The sequence below is a fragment of the Mucilaginibacter xinganensis genome, assembly GCF_002257585.1.
In the GTDB taxonomy this organism is placed as follows: Bacteria; Bacteroidota; Bacteroidia; order Sphingobacteriales; family Sphingobacteriaceae; genus Mucilaginibacter; species Mucilaginibacter xinganensis.
Genome location: NZ_CP022743.1, coordinates 4323081 through 4338006 on the forward strand (window position 1 = coordinate 4323081; position 14926 = coordinate 4338006).

General features: G+C 41.5%; 15 protein-coding genes. 4 read left to right on the forward strand and 11 right to left on the reverse strand.

Features of this window, described 5'->3' with window-relative positions:
• Window positions 1-25: 25 nt before the first annotated feature.
• Window positions 26-496, forward strand: coding sequence for an SRPBCC family protein (locus MuYL_RS18920; RefSeq protein ID WP_094572044.1), 471 nt, complete (start codon window positions 26-28; stop codon window positions 494-496).
• A 79-nt stretch (window positions 497-575) separates the two neighbouring features.
• On the opposite strand, the gene MuYL_RS18925 is transcribed toward MuYL_RS18920, so the two are convergent.
• From MuYL_RS18925 to MuYL_RS18965, 9 genes are all read right to left on the reverse strand, one after another.
• Window positions 576-1436: a hypothetical protein gene (locus MuYL_RS18925; protein WP_094572045.1), complete on the reverse strand. Its 861-nt coding sequence runs from the start codon at window positions 1434-1436 to the stop codon at window positions 576-578.
• Between the two features lie 15 nt (window positions 1437-1451).
• On the reverse strand, window positions 1452-2762 hold the full coding sequence (locus MuYL_RS18930) for an acetylxylan esterase (RefSeq protein ID WP_157740970.1): 1311 nt from the start codon (window positions 2760-2762) through the stop codon (window positions 1452-1454).
• A gap of 243 nt (window positions 2763-3005) precedes the next feature.
• Window positions 3006-4337: an acetylxylan esterase gene (locus MuYL_RS18935; protein ID WP_094572047.1), complete on the reverse strand. Its 1332-nt coding sequence runs from the start codon at window positions 4335-4337 to the stop codon at window positions 3006-3008.
• A gap of 2 nt (window positions 4338-4339) precedes the next feature.
• Window positions 4340-5182 carry a hypothetical protein gene (locus tag MuYL_RS18940; RefSeq protein WP_094572048.1) on the reverse strand — a complete coding sequence of 281 codons (843 nt, stop codon included), beginning with the start codon at window positions 5180-5182 and terminating at the stop codon, window positions 4340-4342.
• A gap of 31 nt (window positions 5183-5213) precedes the next feature.
• Window positions 5214-6434, reverse strand: a complete 1221-nt coding sequence (locus tag MuYL_RS18945; protein ID WP_094572049.1) for an acyltransferase family protein — start codon at window positions 6432-6434, stop codon at window positions 5214-5216.
• Window positions 6435-6569: 135 nt separating this feature from the next.
• The gene (locus tag MuYL_RS18950) at window positions 6570-7208 is read right to left on the reverse strand and encodes a response regulator transcription factor (protein WP_094572050.1); all 639 of its coding nucleotides are present in this window, start codon (window positions 7206-7208) and stop codon (window positions 6570-6572) included.
• A gap of 1 nt (window position 7209) precedes the next feature.
• Entirely contained in the window at window positions 7210-7995 is a 786-nt protein-coding gene (locus tag MuYL_RS18955) for a sensor histidine kinase (RefSeq protein WP_094572051.1), read from the reverse strand.
• Window positions 7968-8411: a hypothetical protein gene (locus tag MuYL_RS18960; protein ID WP_157740972.1), complete on the reverse strand. Its 444-nt coding sequence runs from the start codon at window positions 8409-8411 to the stop codon at window positions 7968-7970. The genes MuYL_RS18955 and MuYL_RS18960 overlap by 28 nt, the downstream gene beginning before the upstream one ends.
• A 253-nt stretch (window positions 8412-8664) precedes the next feature.
• The gene (locus tag MuYL_RS18965; protein WP_094572053.1) at window positions 8665-9543 is read right to left on the reverse strand and encodes a hypothetical protein; all 879 of its coding nucleotides are present in this window, start codon (window positions 9541-9543) and stop codon (window positions 8665-8667) included.
• 210 nt (window positions 9544-9753) lie between these two features.
• Here MuYL_RS18965 and MuYL_RS18970 point away from each other — a divergent pair, with 210 nt between their 5' ends.
• The 3 genes from MuYL_RS18970 to MuYL_RS18980 all read left to right on the forward strand — a co-directional run bounded on the left by MuYL_RS18970 (window position 9754) and on the right by MuYL_RS18980 (window position 11322).
• Window positions 9754-9963, forward strand: coding sequence for a hypothetical protein (locus tag MuYL_RS18970; protein WP_094572054.1), 210 nt, complete (start codon window positions 9754-9756; stop codon window positions 9961-9963).
• Window positions 9964-10027: 64 nt separating this feature from the next.
• Window positions 10028-10303 carry a hypothetical protein gene (locus tag MuYL_RS18975; RefSeq protein WP_094572055.1) on the forward strand — a complete coding sequence of 92 codons (276 nt, stop codon included), beginning with the start codon at window positions 10028-10030 and terminating at the stop codon, window positions 10301-10303.
• A gap of 269 nt (window positions 10304-10572) precedes the next feature.
• Window positions 10573-11322 carry a hypothetical protein gene (locus MuYL_RS18980; RefSeq protein WP_157740974.1) on the forward strand — a complete coding sequence of 250 codons (750 nt, stop codon included), beginning with the start codon at window positions 10573-10575 and terminating at the stop codon, window positions 11320-11322.
• 62 nt (window positions 11323-11384) lie between these two features.
• Here MuYL_RS18980 and MuYL_RS18985 read toward each other — a convergent pair whose 3' ends face one another.
• A complete protein-coding gene (locus MuYL_RS18985; RefSeq protein WP_094572057.1) occupies window positions 11385-12686 on the reverse strand; it encodes a hypothetical protein in 1302 nt (433 codons plus the stop codon).
• 115 nt (window positions 12687-12801) lie between these two features.
• Window positions 12802-14718: a beta-N-acetylhexosaminidase gene (locus tag MuYL_RS18990; protein WP_094572058.1), complete on the reverse strand. Its 1917-nt coding sequence runs from the start codon at window positions 14716-14718 to the stop codon at window positions 12802-12804.
• Window positions 14719-14926 lie beyond the last annotated feature (208 nt).

Here is a 14926-nt window from a genome sequence, read left to right on the forward strand (position 1 = left end):
CGGTTATATTACCGTACCTTACAACGTGAAAACATACGTTTTAAAAACCGAACTTGCAATCCCCATCAGCCTGGATAAGGCCTGGGATTTCTTCTCATCGCCATTAAACCTGGCAAAAATAACCCCAAAAGAAATGAGTTTTGTAGTAACGTCAGACTATTCTGCCGATACCAAAATGTACCCTGGGATGATTATCACTTACATAATTTCGCCGTTACTGGGGATAAAGATGAACTGGATGACCGAGATCACCCATGTAAAAGAAGGACAATACTTTGTTGACGAACAGCGTTTTGGCCCCTATGCCTTATGGCACCATCAGCATCACTTTAAAGATGTTGAAGGCGGCGTAATAATGACCGACATTTTGAATTATGCTCTCCCTTTTGGTATCATCGGGCGGCTTGGTAACGCAATTTTAGTTCGCAAACAAATTGACCAGATTTTTGAATACCGTGAAAAAGCGATCAAGGAATTGTTTGGGCAAATGAAGTAAGCCTGCAATTGACAGTTTTTCAGCCGGCATTTTTAAATGGATAATTATTCCCTCAAAAATGCCGGCTGAAAATCTTTATTTACCGGTAATCCAGCCTGTAAATAAATGCAAGTGATACCGATGTCCCCACACCTGTATTACGGCCGGTCAAGAACCGGCCCCCGCTTAAAAACAAAGATGTTTCAGGCGTAAATGAATGGCCGAAACCTATTGAGGCCTGTAAAAAAGAAAAATCCTTATTGGTTTGCGGAATTGGCGAAAACCTTTTGTCGTTACTTTGCGAGTAAATCCCGCTCAAGGTTGCCGATACCTGGTTTTTGTAGTCGCTGTCAAGCGTTAATCCAAATGTGGCGTTGTACCTGTTTTGAATAGGCCCGTTGGTGCCAAAATATTGGCGAACCCCATCTGCCGCGTTAAAATAAGTACTCAAGCCGCCAAGATGCCCGGTGCCTGAAAATGCCAGCTTTAATTCAGCTCCTTCCTGGCCATAACCCAAACTTTGGTTATTGGAATAAAGCGGGGTGATAGCTGTACCCTGTACAGAGAAATAGTAAATAAAATCAATATTAGCGAGGTAGTATCTTAAACCTGTTTCAAGGTCGGTGAGGCCTGAGCTGTTGGTATTTGTTGGCGCTATGTTCTGGCTGTACATATTATATACAAATGGAACAGAAGCAACTGCGGTAAACTTACGGCTTATGCCATATTCAGCGTATAAGGTTACTCCTACTGATGAAAACCTGCCGTTATTGTCAAACCTTTTTTTCACGCCCGTTGAATCCCATTGCGAATTAGCGAAAAAATAGCTTACAGACGGTGCTATCAGCAATCTGCCCGGCCGGGTAGGAAACCCGCCATCGGCGAAACTTACTTCACAGGCACCAGCAAAAATTATTAAGGTAGAAAATAAAAATTTAGTAATTGTCTTCAAAAGGCTCATGATTTATGGGTAATGTTAAAACAATGCAAAAGTATCCCGCATCCAGCGCCCCTCATATACAACGTACTTTTTGCCTATCTCGTGCCCTAAATCCCTGAATATGATCAGGTGTTTTTGCGACGGGATACCGTTGTAAAGTGTATATACCGTATTTGGAGGTGCAATATTATCAACCATACCCAAGCCAACAAGCGTTGGGCATTTTATATCAGATGCAAAGTTTTTAGCATCAAAATAGTCCATATTATCTAACACTTTTTCAAAAGTTAAACCAGGCCTTGTGTTAACATATCGTTTGATATCGTTAAACGGCCAGTCAACTTCGGGCACCAAATTACGGATATCGCTAAGTATAGGATTAGCGGCCGAACAAAAGCTTATACGTTTGTCAAGCCCGGAAGTTGCAATAGAAAGGTATCCGCCCAAACTGCCGCCAACCGCCAGGATGTTATCGTGCCTGAGCTCGGGCCTAGTGCAAATAAAATCAACAGCGCGGATGCAATCCATAATGGCACCTCGCAGCACATATTTATTTTTATCCTCAATCCCCAGGGTGATATAGGTTTCCCTGCGCACGTTGATCACATCGCGGCTATTTCCCTGCCCCCGGATATTTAAAGAAAGTATAGCAATGTCAGGATCTTTCCCATATAAAGGCTTTAAATCAACCTGATAACCGGGCAGCCCCAGCATCACAGCGAATTTTTTATTCTTATTTTTCGAAGATGGTTCGGTCAGCCAGCCCCTGATGGTTATACCGCCAAGCGATTTCATTTCTACCAAAAACACCTTACGGCCGTCTCTGCTGGAGTCGGGCATTTCGGTAACTTTAAATTCGGGTTTAACATTATCCAGTTCCTGGCGCGTTTTTGTCCAAAACGCTTCAAAGTCAGCTGGCTTTCCATATTGCGACCGCAGCTCCTCCGGCCTTATGCCAAAAGCTTTCCGGGTAGTATCATCATAATCAGTTACATTGATCATGAAGTTTATTTTATAAAAACCCGATTTTAAGCCAGGAATGCTAAAATTATAAGTTGCAGAGCCTTGCTTGGCTAATTTTACACGGATAGAATCGGCCTTCATTTTCTTACCGGCTTCAGTCGTTACCACGTATTTGATATGGCCCTGCTGAATGGTATTGTAAGTACTTTTAACTTCAAATGTATAAGATGCCGTTGAACTGAAAATGCCGTCATTACTGTTGGTAGTAACAATGGTATTCACAGTACCGCTGTCGTCGCTTTGCGCAAATACCTGCTGAGTCCCTGCCAGCATAAGCAGGAAACAGGCAATAGCCAGTAATTTATTTGTAAATCTTAACATCATAATTAAACTCATTAATTAGCAAAAGCGCTTAACGCCCGCCTTTGGCTTATAACCGGCAGCCGCCGGTGAACACTTTTTAACTGCTACGTATTACTATTACCGTGCCGAAACCATTTTTTTTAGCCACCGGCTAAGCTAATATACTTATTAAATACCCTTTTGGATTGAAAAATGACTGCTCAACCCCTTAATAACGCACCTGCTTTAGTATAAGTGGGTAAACAATTCAACACTTATCCCTGCCTAAGGGATCCTTAATTGTTCGCGTAACCACAGGTTTTGAAACATAAAATAATTAAAATTAACCTCATGTGTGGAGTTTGGTACACACACAAATTCTTTATTACCGCTCCCAATATGGTTGTACAGCGCCATGCTGCAGCGCGGCGGACAAAACTTGTCCAGCAGCCCTATTCCCATCAGTACCGGGCACTTTACCATGGGCGCAAAATTTTGCGGATCGTAATAATCAAAAACACTGAAAAACTTATCCCACGAAAAACCGGTATGCGTAGCCTGGTATTTCCTGAACACTTTAAAGGGGAACACCTGCTCACGGTAAGATGCCGAGATGGCGTAGTTGTCATGAATATCGGCATACAGCGGCACCTGCATGGTTAGCAACTTTACACGTTTGTCCAATGCTGCCGTTATCAATGCCAATGAGCCCCCCTGGCTGCCGCCTTCTACAAAAATCTTGCTGGTGTCAATGCCAAGGTTGGCGTGTGCATATAAAAATTCGAGTCCGCGCAGGCAATCCATATAAACACCCCGGTAAATGTACCTGTCTTTGTTATCAATATTTACTACTGAATAGGTATCGGTACCCAGGTTGATCACATCTTTGCTGTTCCCGTTTCCGCGAACGTTGATATCAAAAGCAATAAAGTCGTCATTATCCATGTTGGGCTTTAAGGTAACCACATAGCCGGGCACCCGGTAATGCACCGGAAATTTCTTTCCATCGCGCGGAATCACCAGCCAACCCCTGATCAATAAATCTCCGTAAGAATGCATTTCAACGGCGTAAACCTTCTTATCAACGGTCGAAAGATCTTTACGCTCCAGTACCCTGTAATTTGGCGACACTTTAGCCAGCTGCTCGCGGGTCTGCCTCCAAAAGGTATCAAAATCTGCAGGCTTATGCAACTGCGACCTGATCTGCTCCGGGTTTACCCCAAACACACGGCGTATAGTATCGTCATAATCAGGCAGGGTAACAATAAAGTCAATATGATAAAAGCCGGAATTCTTCCGGGGTATGCTGATCTGGATATTTTTACCGGCGTTACCGTTAAGAGCCAGTTTAACTGAATCCACCGACACCTTTTTACCTTCATCCGTTGTAATGATGTACGAAATCTGCCCTTTTTGAAACTGGTTGGTGTTATTGGTGACGTTTAATTTATAGCTGATATCTTCAGTGCTTTTGAAGATAGCATTCTTATTTTTAGGGATCGCCTTCAGCACGACATCCCCTGTTTCTTCCGTTTCGGCAGGCTGCGCCGCAACATTTAATGAAAATGCCAGCAGGCCTGTAAACAACAATATAATTAAATAGCTGATCCTTTTCATAACTATATTTTTATAACCCCTAAAACAGAACCACCATAACCCACGCCGGTATTTACGCCAAAAGGAATATAAAAGCCCCCAACAAACATGGAAAACCTGCGGGTAAACGTGTGCCCAAAGTTTAGCTGCGGTTTAAAAAATGAATAGTCCCTCGCCGCAAAAATGTTATTGTTAAATGCTTTGTTTGAACTGAATGACCTGAAAAGCAAAATATCAAGACTTAACTGGTTGTGCTTGGTTATGGGATAACCTACTGTTCCGGTAAAGCTGATCTGGTCCGGGCCCTGGGTGTCATAGTATCTGCGATAGGCAAATTCCATGTTGAAATAGCCTTTGCTAGCCACATCTTTAGGCAGGTTGCCACAATACATCAGCTTAACTTCGGTACCATAGTTACCCAGCCCCAGCGGCGAAACACCATCATAGCTTTTATAAAGCGGAACAATAGCCGATACCCCAACCGAAAGAAACCGGACATAGTTAAAATTAACCAGGTTATAACTTACGCCAACCGTCATATCGCCAAGACCTGCATCAACCAGTTTATTACCGGGTGCTATAACATTTTGCTGGTATAAATAAGGGATGGTTGCAATAAGGTCAAGCCGGCGCGAGATTCCGTATCCTATATAAAGGCTTGATGAGTACGAAGTAAAGCCCGTACCCGGAGCCCCTTTGATAACGTGGTCTTTATCATCAAACCTGTCTTTTTGGTGGTAGTAAGAAAATGTAGGTACAACCACATTGCGGTATTTACCGATAGGAAAGCCTGCAAATGTTTTTAACGGGAGCATGAAAAATGCAAACAAACTTGCTAAAAAGAAAAACGTAAAGGTTTTTTTCATTATATCTTATATCCGTTTGCCAATTTCATCCTTAATCTTCAATGCCTTTGGGCCGTGGTTTATACTTTATTAAAAAGTCAGATTTACGGATGTAGTGATTTAGCGGTTCCTCAATTAGTTTAAATAAACATATCGAAACGGCGTTTAATACGATAAAAATGAGCAGAAGGTTTAAACTATCGTACTCAAACGGCGAATGCCAGTCTTTACCCCACTTGTCGTACAGCGTAAATATGTAATCATTTAGTTTATTAATATTGTCGTGAATAAGGTTATACATCCACCCCAAATGAATAAGGTAAAAGATGTATGAGCTTTTGCCCAGCAGTTCTACAAATGGCCTGGCCAGCAATTTTTTAAATATTGTATCCTCCGTAAGGATCCCGTAAAAAAACAAGGCCACCATTACACATAAAAAGTAATTATTGGTAATAATGCCCACCGGCGTTTCCAAACCTGCCACCCATGGCTTAACTACAGGCTGAAGCGCCATTACAAACACACAAACAAATATCAGTACAAAACCGCCATAGGTAAAACTAATTTTATTAGCACGTACAAACCCATTTTTTAATACGTATCGCGCCAATTGTACACCCACAAAAAATTCAAAACACCTGCCAAAGAAGGTGAATAGCATTACAAAGGTAAAGTTGCCAAAAAAGCCATGCCAGTTAAGGTTGCGAAAAATGAATACCATTACAATGGCGAACAGCGTAATAATTACCGGCTGGATATAAAACTTGTGGTATTTTTTTGCGATTAAGAAAATAATGGGTGCCGAAAAGTAAAAGCATTCCTCTACTGTTAAACTCCAGCCCTGCGCAATCCCGGTATCCCAATACTGGTAAAAAAAGCCCCTCACAAACGTCACATTCATAATCAACAGCCCTATAGGGTTTGAGGAACCCTTGGTGATGCTTTGATCTTTGGTGATAAAATAATAAACAAAGGCTGCTACTGTAAGCAGGAAGTACATAGGGTAAATACGGGCCACCCTATTTTTTAAATATTGTTTAAACCAGTCAGTAGTTAAATGAAAGCTGTGGTAATACCTGAAGGTGATCAGAAAGCCGGAAAGCACGAAAAAAATACTCACCCCAATATGGAACTCCCCTAAAAAACGCCGGATAATCTGCGGAAAACCACCGTCAAAAACGTAAGCAAAATGGGAGATAAAAACAAGGTAAGCCGCCATTGCGCGTACTCCTGTTAAGGCCGGAATATAATTTTGTACTGACTTTTGTGACAAACCGCTTAAATATTGTTTAATTTTCTAAAGTAAACCTAATTTGTGCTGTTTTACGCAAAAAGTTAATCAAAGGGTGTGGAAAAGTTTATTTAGGTGCAGGCAAAACAATTTCGGGTGGAATAATCGCACAATGCGTCAAAATTTAAATATTTCATTTTGGATAGCATACAGCACAAGGCCTGTGCGGGTTTTCACATTTAATTTCAGAAAGAGGGCCTCTCGATAGTTGTCAACTGTGCGGGGACTCACAAACATTTGTTCGGCAATTTCTTTGTAGGTTAATTCGGAACAACACAACCTTAAAAATTCAAATTCCTTTCTCGAAAAATCAGGCGTACTGTCGCCCACTACCCTGCGCAGCAACTTCCCCGAAACCATCTCGTTAACAAACACGCCTTTTTCATTAATGGCTTTTATAGCTTCCAACAGTTCCCTGGGTTTTGATTCCTTTAACACATATCCCCCGGCTCCGCTCCTTATCATCCTGATCACCGCCTTATCCTCTTCAAACATGCTAAGCGCTAAAACCCTTATTTGCGGGTAATGCTCCCTAAGCCATTTCGTGGCGTCATAGCCATCCATCACTGGCATGTTTATATCCATTAAAATAACCTGCGGCAGCGGATGCTTGGTCAGCATTTGCTGCATTTGTTCGCCATTTTCGGCTTCGAAAACAACTTGCAGCTCCTTAAATTCCCTCATAAGCGAAGCCACGCCATCCCTGAAAAGCGTATGGTCGTCAACAATGGCTATTAGTATCCGGTCTGTTTGCATATTATGGATATGGTATAAAAACAGTGATCGTAGTTCCTTTATCCGGGTGTGAGCTAATATCAGCGTACCCTCCAATAATCCCGGCCCTTTTTTGAATGTTCTGCAGACCCATACCTATTTGTCCGGCAGTCAAGGTATCAGGATTAAAACCAATCCCATCGTCCATCACTACTAATTGCAGTGATGGCTCCCTGTAATCCAACTTGATAGTCAGCTGCGTGGCCTGTGCGTGCTTTATAATATTATTGAGTACTTCCTGTAAGATCCGGAACAGAATCAGGTCCTTGTCACCGCTATTAGCAGCAGGCATTTCTCCTTCAATGATGTAGTTAACCTGGTACTTTCCGGATTTCTCTATCCAGTTAATTTCATGCCGGATGGCTTCGGATAAACCCAGCACTATCAGCTGATCGCCCTGTAGTAATTTTCCCAGCAGGCGCATTTCCTTAATAGAACGGACCGTCAAATCAATAGCCGCATCAATTTTTTGCCTGGCTTTCGGCGCGTTTTCCAGCTCAATTGAATTGAGCGTTAACGAGGTAAGGCTCAGCAGCTGGCCAATATTATCATGCAGATCGGCACCAATGGTTTGCATGGTTTGCTCCTGCACTTCCAGCTGGGATTTGGTAATCTCTGCATCGAAAGTTAGCTGCATGAGGGCTTTTTCTTTTATATGCATTTTTTTGCGCTTATTGTAAACAAATATGTAAGCCAATACAAAAGCAGGCGCCATCAAAAAAATAAGCGTGGCTGTTATTACTAACTGTTTGATCTCGTTGTTGCCCATCTTCTGCAAATAAATGAATAGCTCCAGCAGCCGTAAATAATCCAAATTGAAACAAGCAGCATATAGGGCAAAAAATCAAAGTATGGTGATTGTAATTTATCTCTTAATAAGTTGACTGCCGTTGAACCAAAATAGTAGCAAAATACTCCTGCTACCCACCAAAAGCTTGCGGATGTTTTTAAACTTACCGGCTTATAGTCCTTTAGCAGCAGGTAGAAATAATAAAACGAGTAGAGCGAAAAAATAACTGACATGGCATTATTAGTCGCATTGTTAAGTGTATCATTTGTTAGATTTCTGAATAACAAGAAATGGTGTGCCCATACATCATAGCCGTACACAATTGCGAGTAAAGCAAGCCCGCCAATAATGACCGGCTTGCTGTTAAAATATTCGCTGAATAATTCATTAAACATCACGCTGATAAATGTTGCCTCAAAAATTATAGAAATATTATAAGGCCATTGATTATTGTGATGTAATTGCTTTCTTAAATAAATGGCGACTAATTCAGTTACACATGTGATAAAAAGATATATTATCATTCCTTTCCATGCGAAGCTTTTATCGTTTTTTAAACATATGAACGCAGTTACAAGGCAAAAAATCTCAATAGTTGTGTTTAGGGTGAGATAAATTAACATTGGCGTTTAAGTACTAAATTAAAAATTAATTACAATTGAAAGGGCAAAGTTCGCCTTTGTCATAATCAAACCATTTTTTTGAGTCCTCTAAACATTTATAATAGTCTTTATGAGTTCCATTGTCATTTATAGTTGGCACTAAAACAAAAACGTCCTTTTCATTTGTATAAAGGGGGTCTTTATATCCTTTTGCAAAATAAATTCTTACTCCATCTAATTTGTTCTTATGAAGTCCGTTATTTAAAAAAGATATGAAATCTAAATCGAACCATTCACTGATTGTATTGACAGTGTCTTTTCCCTGTTTACTCACCCAAACATAAGAGTCAGCACAATTTACATAATGCTTCGAATAATTAATACAGGTGTTGTCTGATAAAGAGCAAGGTGAAGATGTTTCATATAGCAACGCTCCGGGTGTTTTGCCATAACTTATAGTACCAGTTGCGCCGGAATTTAAAAAAAGTGCCTGATGATTGTAATAATCGCGATGCCGACTTTGTGGCTGTTTAAATGAATCATCATTTTTCGTTGAGACTAAAAGGACTGAAGTTTTAAGTTGCGTGGTACTAATAGAAGGGTCACTGACAAAATAAATACGTACCCCATCTGTAGTATCCGTTTCTGTTTGTGTTTTACGTTCTGCATGCAATAGGGTATCGATATTGTTAATCGTTTCTATGCTAAACCATACAGACGTGGGCATCGGGCTTCGATCTCTACCTTTAAAATCTTTAAAATGTTGGATCATCATACCCGCTTTTACAGCGTCAATACCATTTAATGTCGTAAACACAGTCTGTTTTGAAATTTGCAATAGTGCTGTCTTTGAAGAGTTTTTACAGCCTTGAAAAAACAAAGACGTCATTAAAACAGCAAATATTACAGATACTAATTTTTTCATTGTTGTTAAGGTTTAAGTTGTGATAAATTTAGTGATTTAATTTGAGATTTAATAATCCAAAATTCCGCACTAACTATCACATCTACAACGGGTTTAAACCCTTTTTGCTACCGTAAAATCACCTTGTAAAAAGGGGCTTTTTTACGGTATTATCATTTTGTTTTCCTGCTGAAATTTGAGGTATTAAAACTTATTTAAAATCTTAAACTCATGGAAACGAGCGAAATTTCAGCCAACGTGAACAACATCACCTTAACTGCAGCCGCAGCGGCCGATCACAACAAGCTTTGCAATTTATGGCCAACTGTTAAAGAAGGCCTGCAACTACTTGCCACTTTTATCAGCAACCCTGTAGTAAAAGTTATTATCAGCACGGTAATTTCAGCGGGTGACGCTATAATCGGTAAGATCTGCAATTGACCGTTTGCCCTGCGTCGTTGTGTTAACGTGCGGGGCTTTTCACAATTATTCTAAAATTTTAAAAATGTCACGTCAAACAATTATTGATGTTGAGGCTTCACAAGTCGAAACAAAAGAGAGTCCCGCGGGCTCAAATTGCACAAAGTATGGTGATTGGTTCGGCCTAAACGGACAAAAGTGGTGCGCCATATTCGTTAGCTGGGTTTACACTAAAGCGCTGCACCAGCTCGGTTACATTGACATGCCCAAAGGGTATGCGGGCTACCAGGCAGGTTACGAGCACCGGAAAAAACTGGAACTTTTGACCGAGAACCCGCAAATGGGAGATATAGTGCTATAAGATTGGGACAATGACGATCATTGCGACCATACCGGCATCTTTTTCGAATGGATCGTAGAAGGGCAAACCTTTAAAAGCTATGAAGGAAACACTTCTTTCGGGAAAGACAGTAATGGTGGAGAAGTGATGCTTAGAACGAGGGAAATAGATTCAGTAAAAGCATTTGCATCGGTATTGTAATTTAAACAGTTACAATCCCGATAGTTAGGGATGTATTTAAACCGGGAACGCCGAAAACGGATTCAGAGTAGGCAAAAAACCTTATCACATTGAAAAAAATAATATTTACATTGATATTGCTAAGTTCTATAAGATTAGCTTTTGGACAAACAGCTGATTTAAACGGCGTAACCTTTGGCTTTGGAGCCGGATACAGCCATACACATGACAGAACCTACGACTATTCACTCACAACGGACAAAGATCATAATTTAAAATTACAGCCATTAAGTAAACAGGCTTTTGTAATATCATCAGTTATTATGGTTAAACTGGGTAAGATAGCAGTGGATCAGAATGCTAACACTTTTGTAAAGCAATCAAAAACTTCAGTTTATAATTCACTTATCCAACAGAAATATCATTTTGACAGGCAAAATGACTCATTAGAAAATCAAGGTAAAGCTAATTTTTTAAAATCAAAAAAGCTGGATGAAAGCGTTCAGGGTCTCACTGGTGTCAGCTTTTGGGAGCATCTATCCATTAATTTAGCATTGGACCTGGTAAATGTTGCGCCGGATGTTTCTTTTAATAAAAATATAAATGGCGGCATAGGTCTCGGGTATTTTATTACCGAAAACCTCCAGGTAGCAGCATTTTATGACGTGAGCAGAATTAGCCAGCTGCGTGACTATATTGTTGATTCTTACGAAAACAAACCTATCCCCAAAGGCGAAGGAACAAATTACAACGCACTGGACATTAAAGACACAAACCTTTTTTATAATAAAACTATAAGTGGCTGGTCATTTAAATTAATTTTTTCTTTGGCTAATAAAAAGGCTCCTAAGGCTGGATAATAGACATGGCTTTGGTGTTAGGGAAAAGGCAGTTCTTTGAAGTCAATTCATTTGAATTGCCTTTAATACTTTCCGAACTCCACCGTATATTCAGAAACATAATCATTCTTATCCCCGTCATTATCCTTAAAAAACAACCTGGCTTTTTGCCCCATTTTTAAGGAAGAGTATTTATTTTTTGCGTTTGCTTCTTCGTTTAGAGGCTGCAGCGACGGGTACCAAAGCGTATGCCCCGGCTTATTAAGCAGCAGCACGGGTTTGGTCCATTGCTGCGAATTGCTGCCGCGGCCGAGGTCGTGATTTCTATTGAATGACACATAAATGCTGCTGCCCTTCCATGACGGACCTTCCGCTTTGGCCATCAGCATTACCCAGCAGTTAAGATAGGTATTCCAGCTTACAGATGGCCCCCAGTAGTATTTACCCTTTGGCGATGATGCGGGGCCGCCACCTGCTGCCAATGGAATCTGAATAGCGGTTACTGGTTTCCCAACTCCATTGTAAGGTACGGTAAATGCCTTGCCTCCCCATCGTTTCGCTTTCGCAACAGGGTTGTACAGGTCAGCCAGGGCAATCCGCGCTACACTGATGCACTGGCCTTTCCACTCCTCATCAGGATGGTAGGTCTTCTCGTTATATACGCCGGGATAGCCGTATTCACCGTAAAACAGGTACAGGTATTCGCCGTTTGCGACAGCCGACGGGTCGCCCGTGCCGCCGGCAAAATTTGCCGCTGTATTGTTAGGACGAAGGATGAGGCGCGGCTGCTCGTCTTCGATAAAGATGCCGCGGTTCTCCCAGCTTCGGCCGCCGTCTGTGGATTTCATAATACCGATGCGGCACACTGCCGAAGGTGATGAAGGTCCCTTTAAGCCTTGCGGCCATTTCACATTTTTATATCCCTTACCGGTAACCGCGTCATAAGGGAGTGTTTCAGGATAATTTTCATTGTGGTAAAGCGCAAATAAGGTTCGGCCCGATGTGTCTTTTACGTCCTGGTAGACTGACTCAAACCAAACGGCACCGTGCAGACCCGGATTTCCCGGTGCGGCATTTGGCGGTAACTTAGGTTCAATAAAATGCTTTTCTTTGGTACTGAAAGCCTCGTCAATAGTGTTCCCGGCTGCGTATTTAAGATTGTGTGACGGGCCCCACAATGGGTCCTCCCCGTATTTACCGGGAAAGATCATAAATTTATCACCCACCCAAACTTCCGACATATTGCAGTCTACAAACGACTTAAAAACAAATTTCTTTATATGGGTGAGTTTAATCTGCGGGCGGAAGGGTGCAAGTTTTAAAGTAAAAGCATAAATGCAGGTTGCAATAACTAATAAAGCAACAACATATCCTATCTTTTTCATAGCTGTATATTTTGTAAAACTAAAAAGTCCCGGACTGTAAGCCAAAAGTCGGTAAAAACTTTTACAACTTATCACCCGGGACTAAGTGCTTGATTATAAATAATCAAGCTAATAACTATTCCGCTGCTTTCCCCAACCTTCTTTTGAGTTCAGCAACCGGCATGCTGATCATACGCCCAACCGGCTCTTTACCGCGATAGGTAATTACCTTTAATTGCGTGGCATCTTTTGGCACTTCAATTGGCGCAGTGTATTTGGGATAAAACCTGTCGGGATATGAATTATCAAAGCTGTAATAAATATCAAGACCCGGAATTTCGTTAGTTAACTCAACGCTTATTTTCTTATCTGCGCTGATGCCTGGCTTAAAGTCGGGATCGTACATGCTTGGCGCATATTTTACCTCTGCCTCATCAAGCCGGGCAAAATGTTTTTCAACCTTCGGATAAAAGTTATTCCAGTTTTTCTTGTCCTTTGGCGACCATACAGATTCTGAAATAGCAAGACCGCGCGGCCAAGTCATATATTCGGCCTGCCTGAAATTAAATACTTGTTCGGTCCATAAATTGGCTTGCCCGCCTAGTATAAGTTTGGCGTCTGCACTGTCAGGAACCGGGTCAAACTGGTACGATTTATTGAGGCGCAGGCTAGCATATACATGTGGCTCCATTACACGGTCGCTTTGCATATAGTCCAGGTAGGCAAACGTGGTTGGGCTCATCACCACTTCATGGCCAAGCTTAGATGCCGTGATACCGCCTTTTATCCCCCGCCAGCTCATTACAGCAGCTTTAGGGCCAAGGCCCCCTTCTATGATCTCGTCCCAGCCCATAAATTTCTTGCCTTTTGATTCAACTATTGTTTCCAGCCGTTTCTCAAAGTAGCTCTGCACTTCTTCCATAGTCTTTAAATTTTCCTTTTGCATCAGCGCTTTAACATCGGCGCTTTGCTCCCAGAAATTCTTTGCGCACTCATCGCCGCCCAAATGGATATAACCAAACGGAAAAAGCTGTGCAACCTCTGTCATAACCTTATCTAAAAACTCATAGGTTTTTTCACTGGCCGGGTTAAGCGTGTTGTCAACCAGCGCCTTGATGCCTGTTGGTCCAAAATCCATCATGTGCTCGCCGGAGCGTACCTGGTATTTATCAGCGCCCGGGGTGCATGACAGTTCAGGGTATGACACTACAGCTGCAAGGCTATGGCCCGGCACATCAACTTCGGGCATAATATTCAGAAAACGATCTCTTCCATATTGTACAAGTTCCCTAATATCATCCTGGGTATAAAACCCGCCGTAAGTGCGCGGTTCATCAGGTGTTGGGGCCGAGAAGTTGCCGAACTCACCCACTTTTTTAACGTTGTAAGCACCAACCGTGGTTAAACGTGGCAGGCTTTTAATTTCAATACGCCAGCCTTCATCATCAGTAAGGTGCATGTGTAACAAGTTAAATTTGTAGCGCACCAACTGGTCGATGTATTGTTTTACCTCTTCCTTAGTAAAAAAATGGCGCGACACATCAAGCATTAACCCTCTCCAGGCAAACCTCGGATAATCTGTAATATCAACACAAGGTGCGGTCCATTTAATGTGGTGTACTTCGGTACTTTCAATCTCTTTTGGCAACAGTTGCATCAGCGTTTGTACGCCATAAAATAAACCTGCCGGATCGGTAGCCCTTATCACAATACCCTTGGTACCCACCCAAAGGTGATAGCCCTCTTTACCAAGTTCAGCATCGGCGGATGTTGCCAGCACCAGCTTAATTGTTGCCGCAGCAGCAAATTTACTTCTCACCGTAACAATTGCGCCTGTTGCACCAGTCAGCTTCTTTTTAAGGTAATCAGTTACTTGTGTTGTTCCGGCACCTGAAGGAGCCTGTATGGTTACATTTTTGGGTAAAATAAATTGACCGGGCTTAGTTATTGTTTTTACCGGTTCGGGTATTATAGCCAGTGCATTTTTTGTAGTTTGGCTAAACGATAAAAAAGAAACAAAACAACAGCACAACGCTAAGGATAGTTTTTTCATATTTATTCTATAAAGGGTTTATTGGCTGGGATATCTGGCTGCAAATTATACTTTTTAAATAATATTAAAAAGTGATTTAAACATAAAGTTTTATCCGCCAGGCCAAAAAACCAGCAAATCAAAAAGAGATTTTCAAATTTAAGTGCTATACTTAATTCCACCCTTGAGTTTTTTTTCAGTTTACGCGGCATTCGGACTTAACTAAAAA

What these genes read in the sequence shown, in the direction of transcription:
- MuYL_RS18925 (WP_094572045.1), bottom strand. Translation starts at nt 1,436, where the DNA reads ATGAGCCTTTTGAAGACAATTACTAAATTTTTATTTTCTACCTTAATA.
- MuYL_RS18930 (WP_157740970.1), bottom strand. Translation starts at nt 2,762, where the DNA reads ATGATGTTAAGATTTACAAATAAATTACTGGCTATTGCCTGTTTCCTG.
- MuYL_RS18935 (WP_094572047.1), bottom strand. Translation starts at nt 4,337, where the DNA reads ATGAAAAGGATCAGCTATTTAATTATATTGTTGTTTACAGGCCTGCTG.
- MuYL_RS18940 (WP_094572048.1), bottom strand. Translation starts at nt 5,182, where the DNA reads ATGAAAAAAACCTTTACGTTTTTCTTTTTAGCAAGTTTGTTTGCATTT.
- MuYL_RS18950 (WP_094572050.1), bottom strand. Translation starts at nt 7,208, where the DNA reads ATGCAAACAGACCGGATACTAATAGCCATTGTTGACGACCATACGCTT.
- MuYL_RS18955 (WP_094572051.1), bottom strand. Translation starts at nt 7,995, where the DNA reads ATGGGCAACAACGAGATCAAACAGTTAGTAATAACAGCCACGCTTATT.
- MuYL_RS18960 (WP_157740972.1), bottom strand. Translation starts at nt 8,411, where the DNA reads ATGTTTAATGAATTATTCAGCGAATATTTTAACAGCAAGCCGGTCATT.
- MuYL_RS18965 (WP_094572053.1), bottom strand. Translation starts at nt 9,543, where the DNA reads ATGAAAAAATTAGTATCTGTAATATTTGCTGTTTTAATGACGTCTTTG.
- MuYL_RS18970 (WP_094572054.1), top strand. Translation starts at nt 9,754, where the DNA reads ATGGAAACGAGCGAAATTTCAGCCAACGTGAACAACATCACCTTAACT.
- MuYL_RS18975 (WP_094572055.1), top strand. Translation starts at nt 10,028, where the DNA reads ATGTCACGTCAAACAATTATTGATGTTGAGGCTTCACAAGTCGAAACA.
- MuYL_RS18985 (WP_094572057.1), bottom strand. Translation starts at nt 12,686, where the DNA reads ATGAAAAAGATAGGATATGTTGTTGCTTTATTAGTTATTGCAACCTGC.
- MuYL_RS18990 (WP_094572058.1), bottom strand. Translation starts at nt 14,718, where the DNA reads ATGAAAAAACTATCCTTAGCGTTGTGCTGTTGTTTTGTTTCTTTTTTA.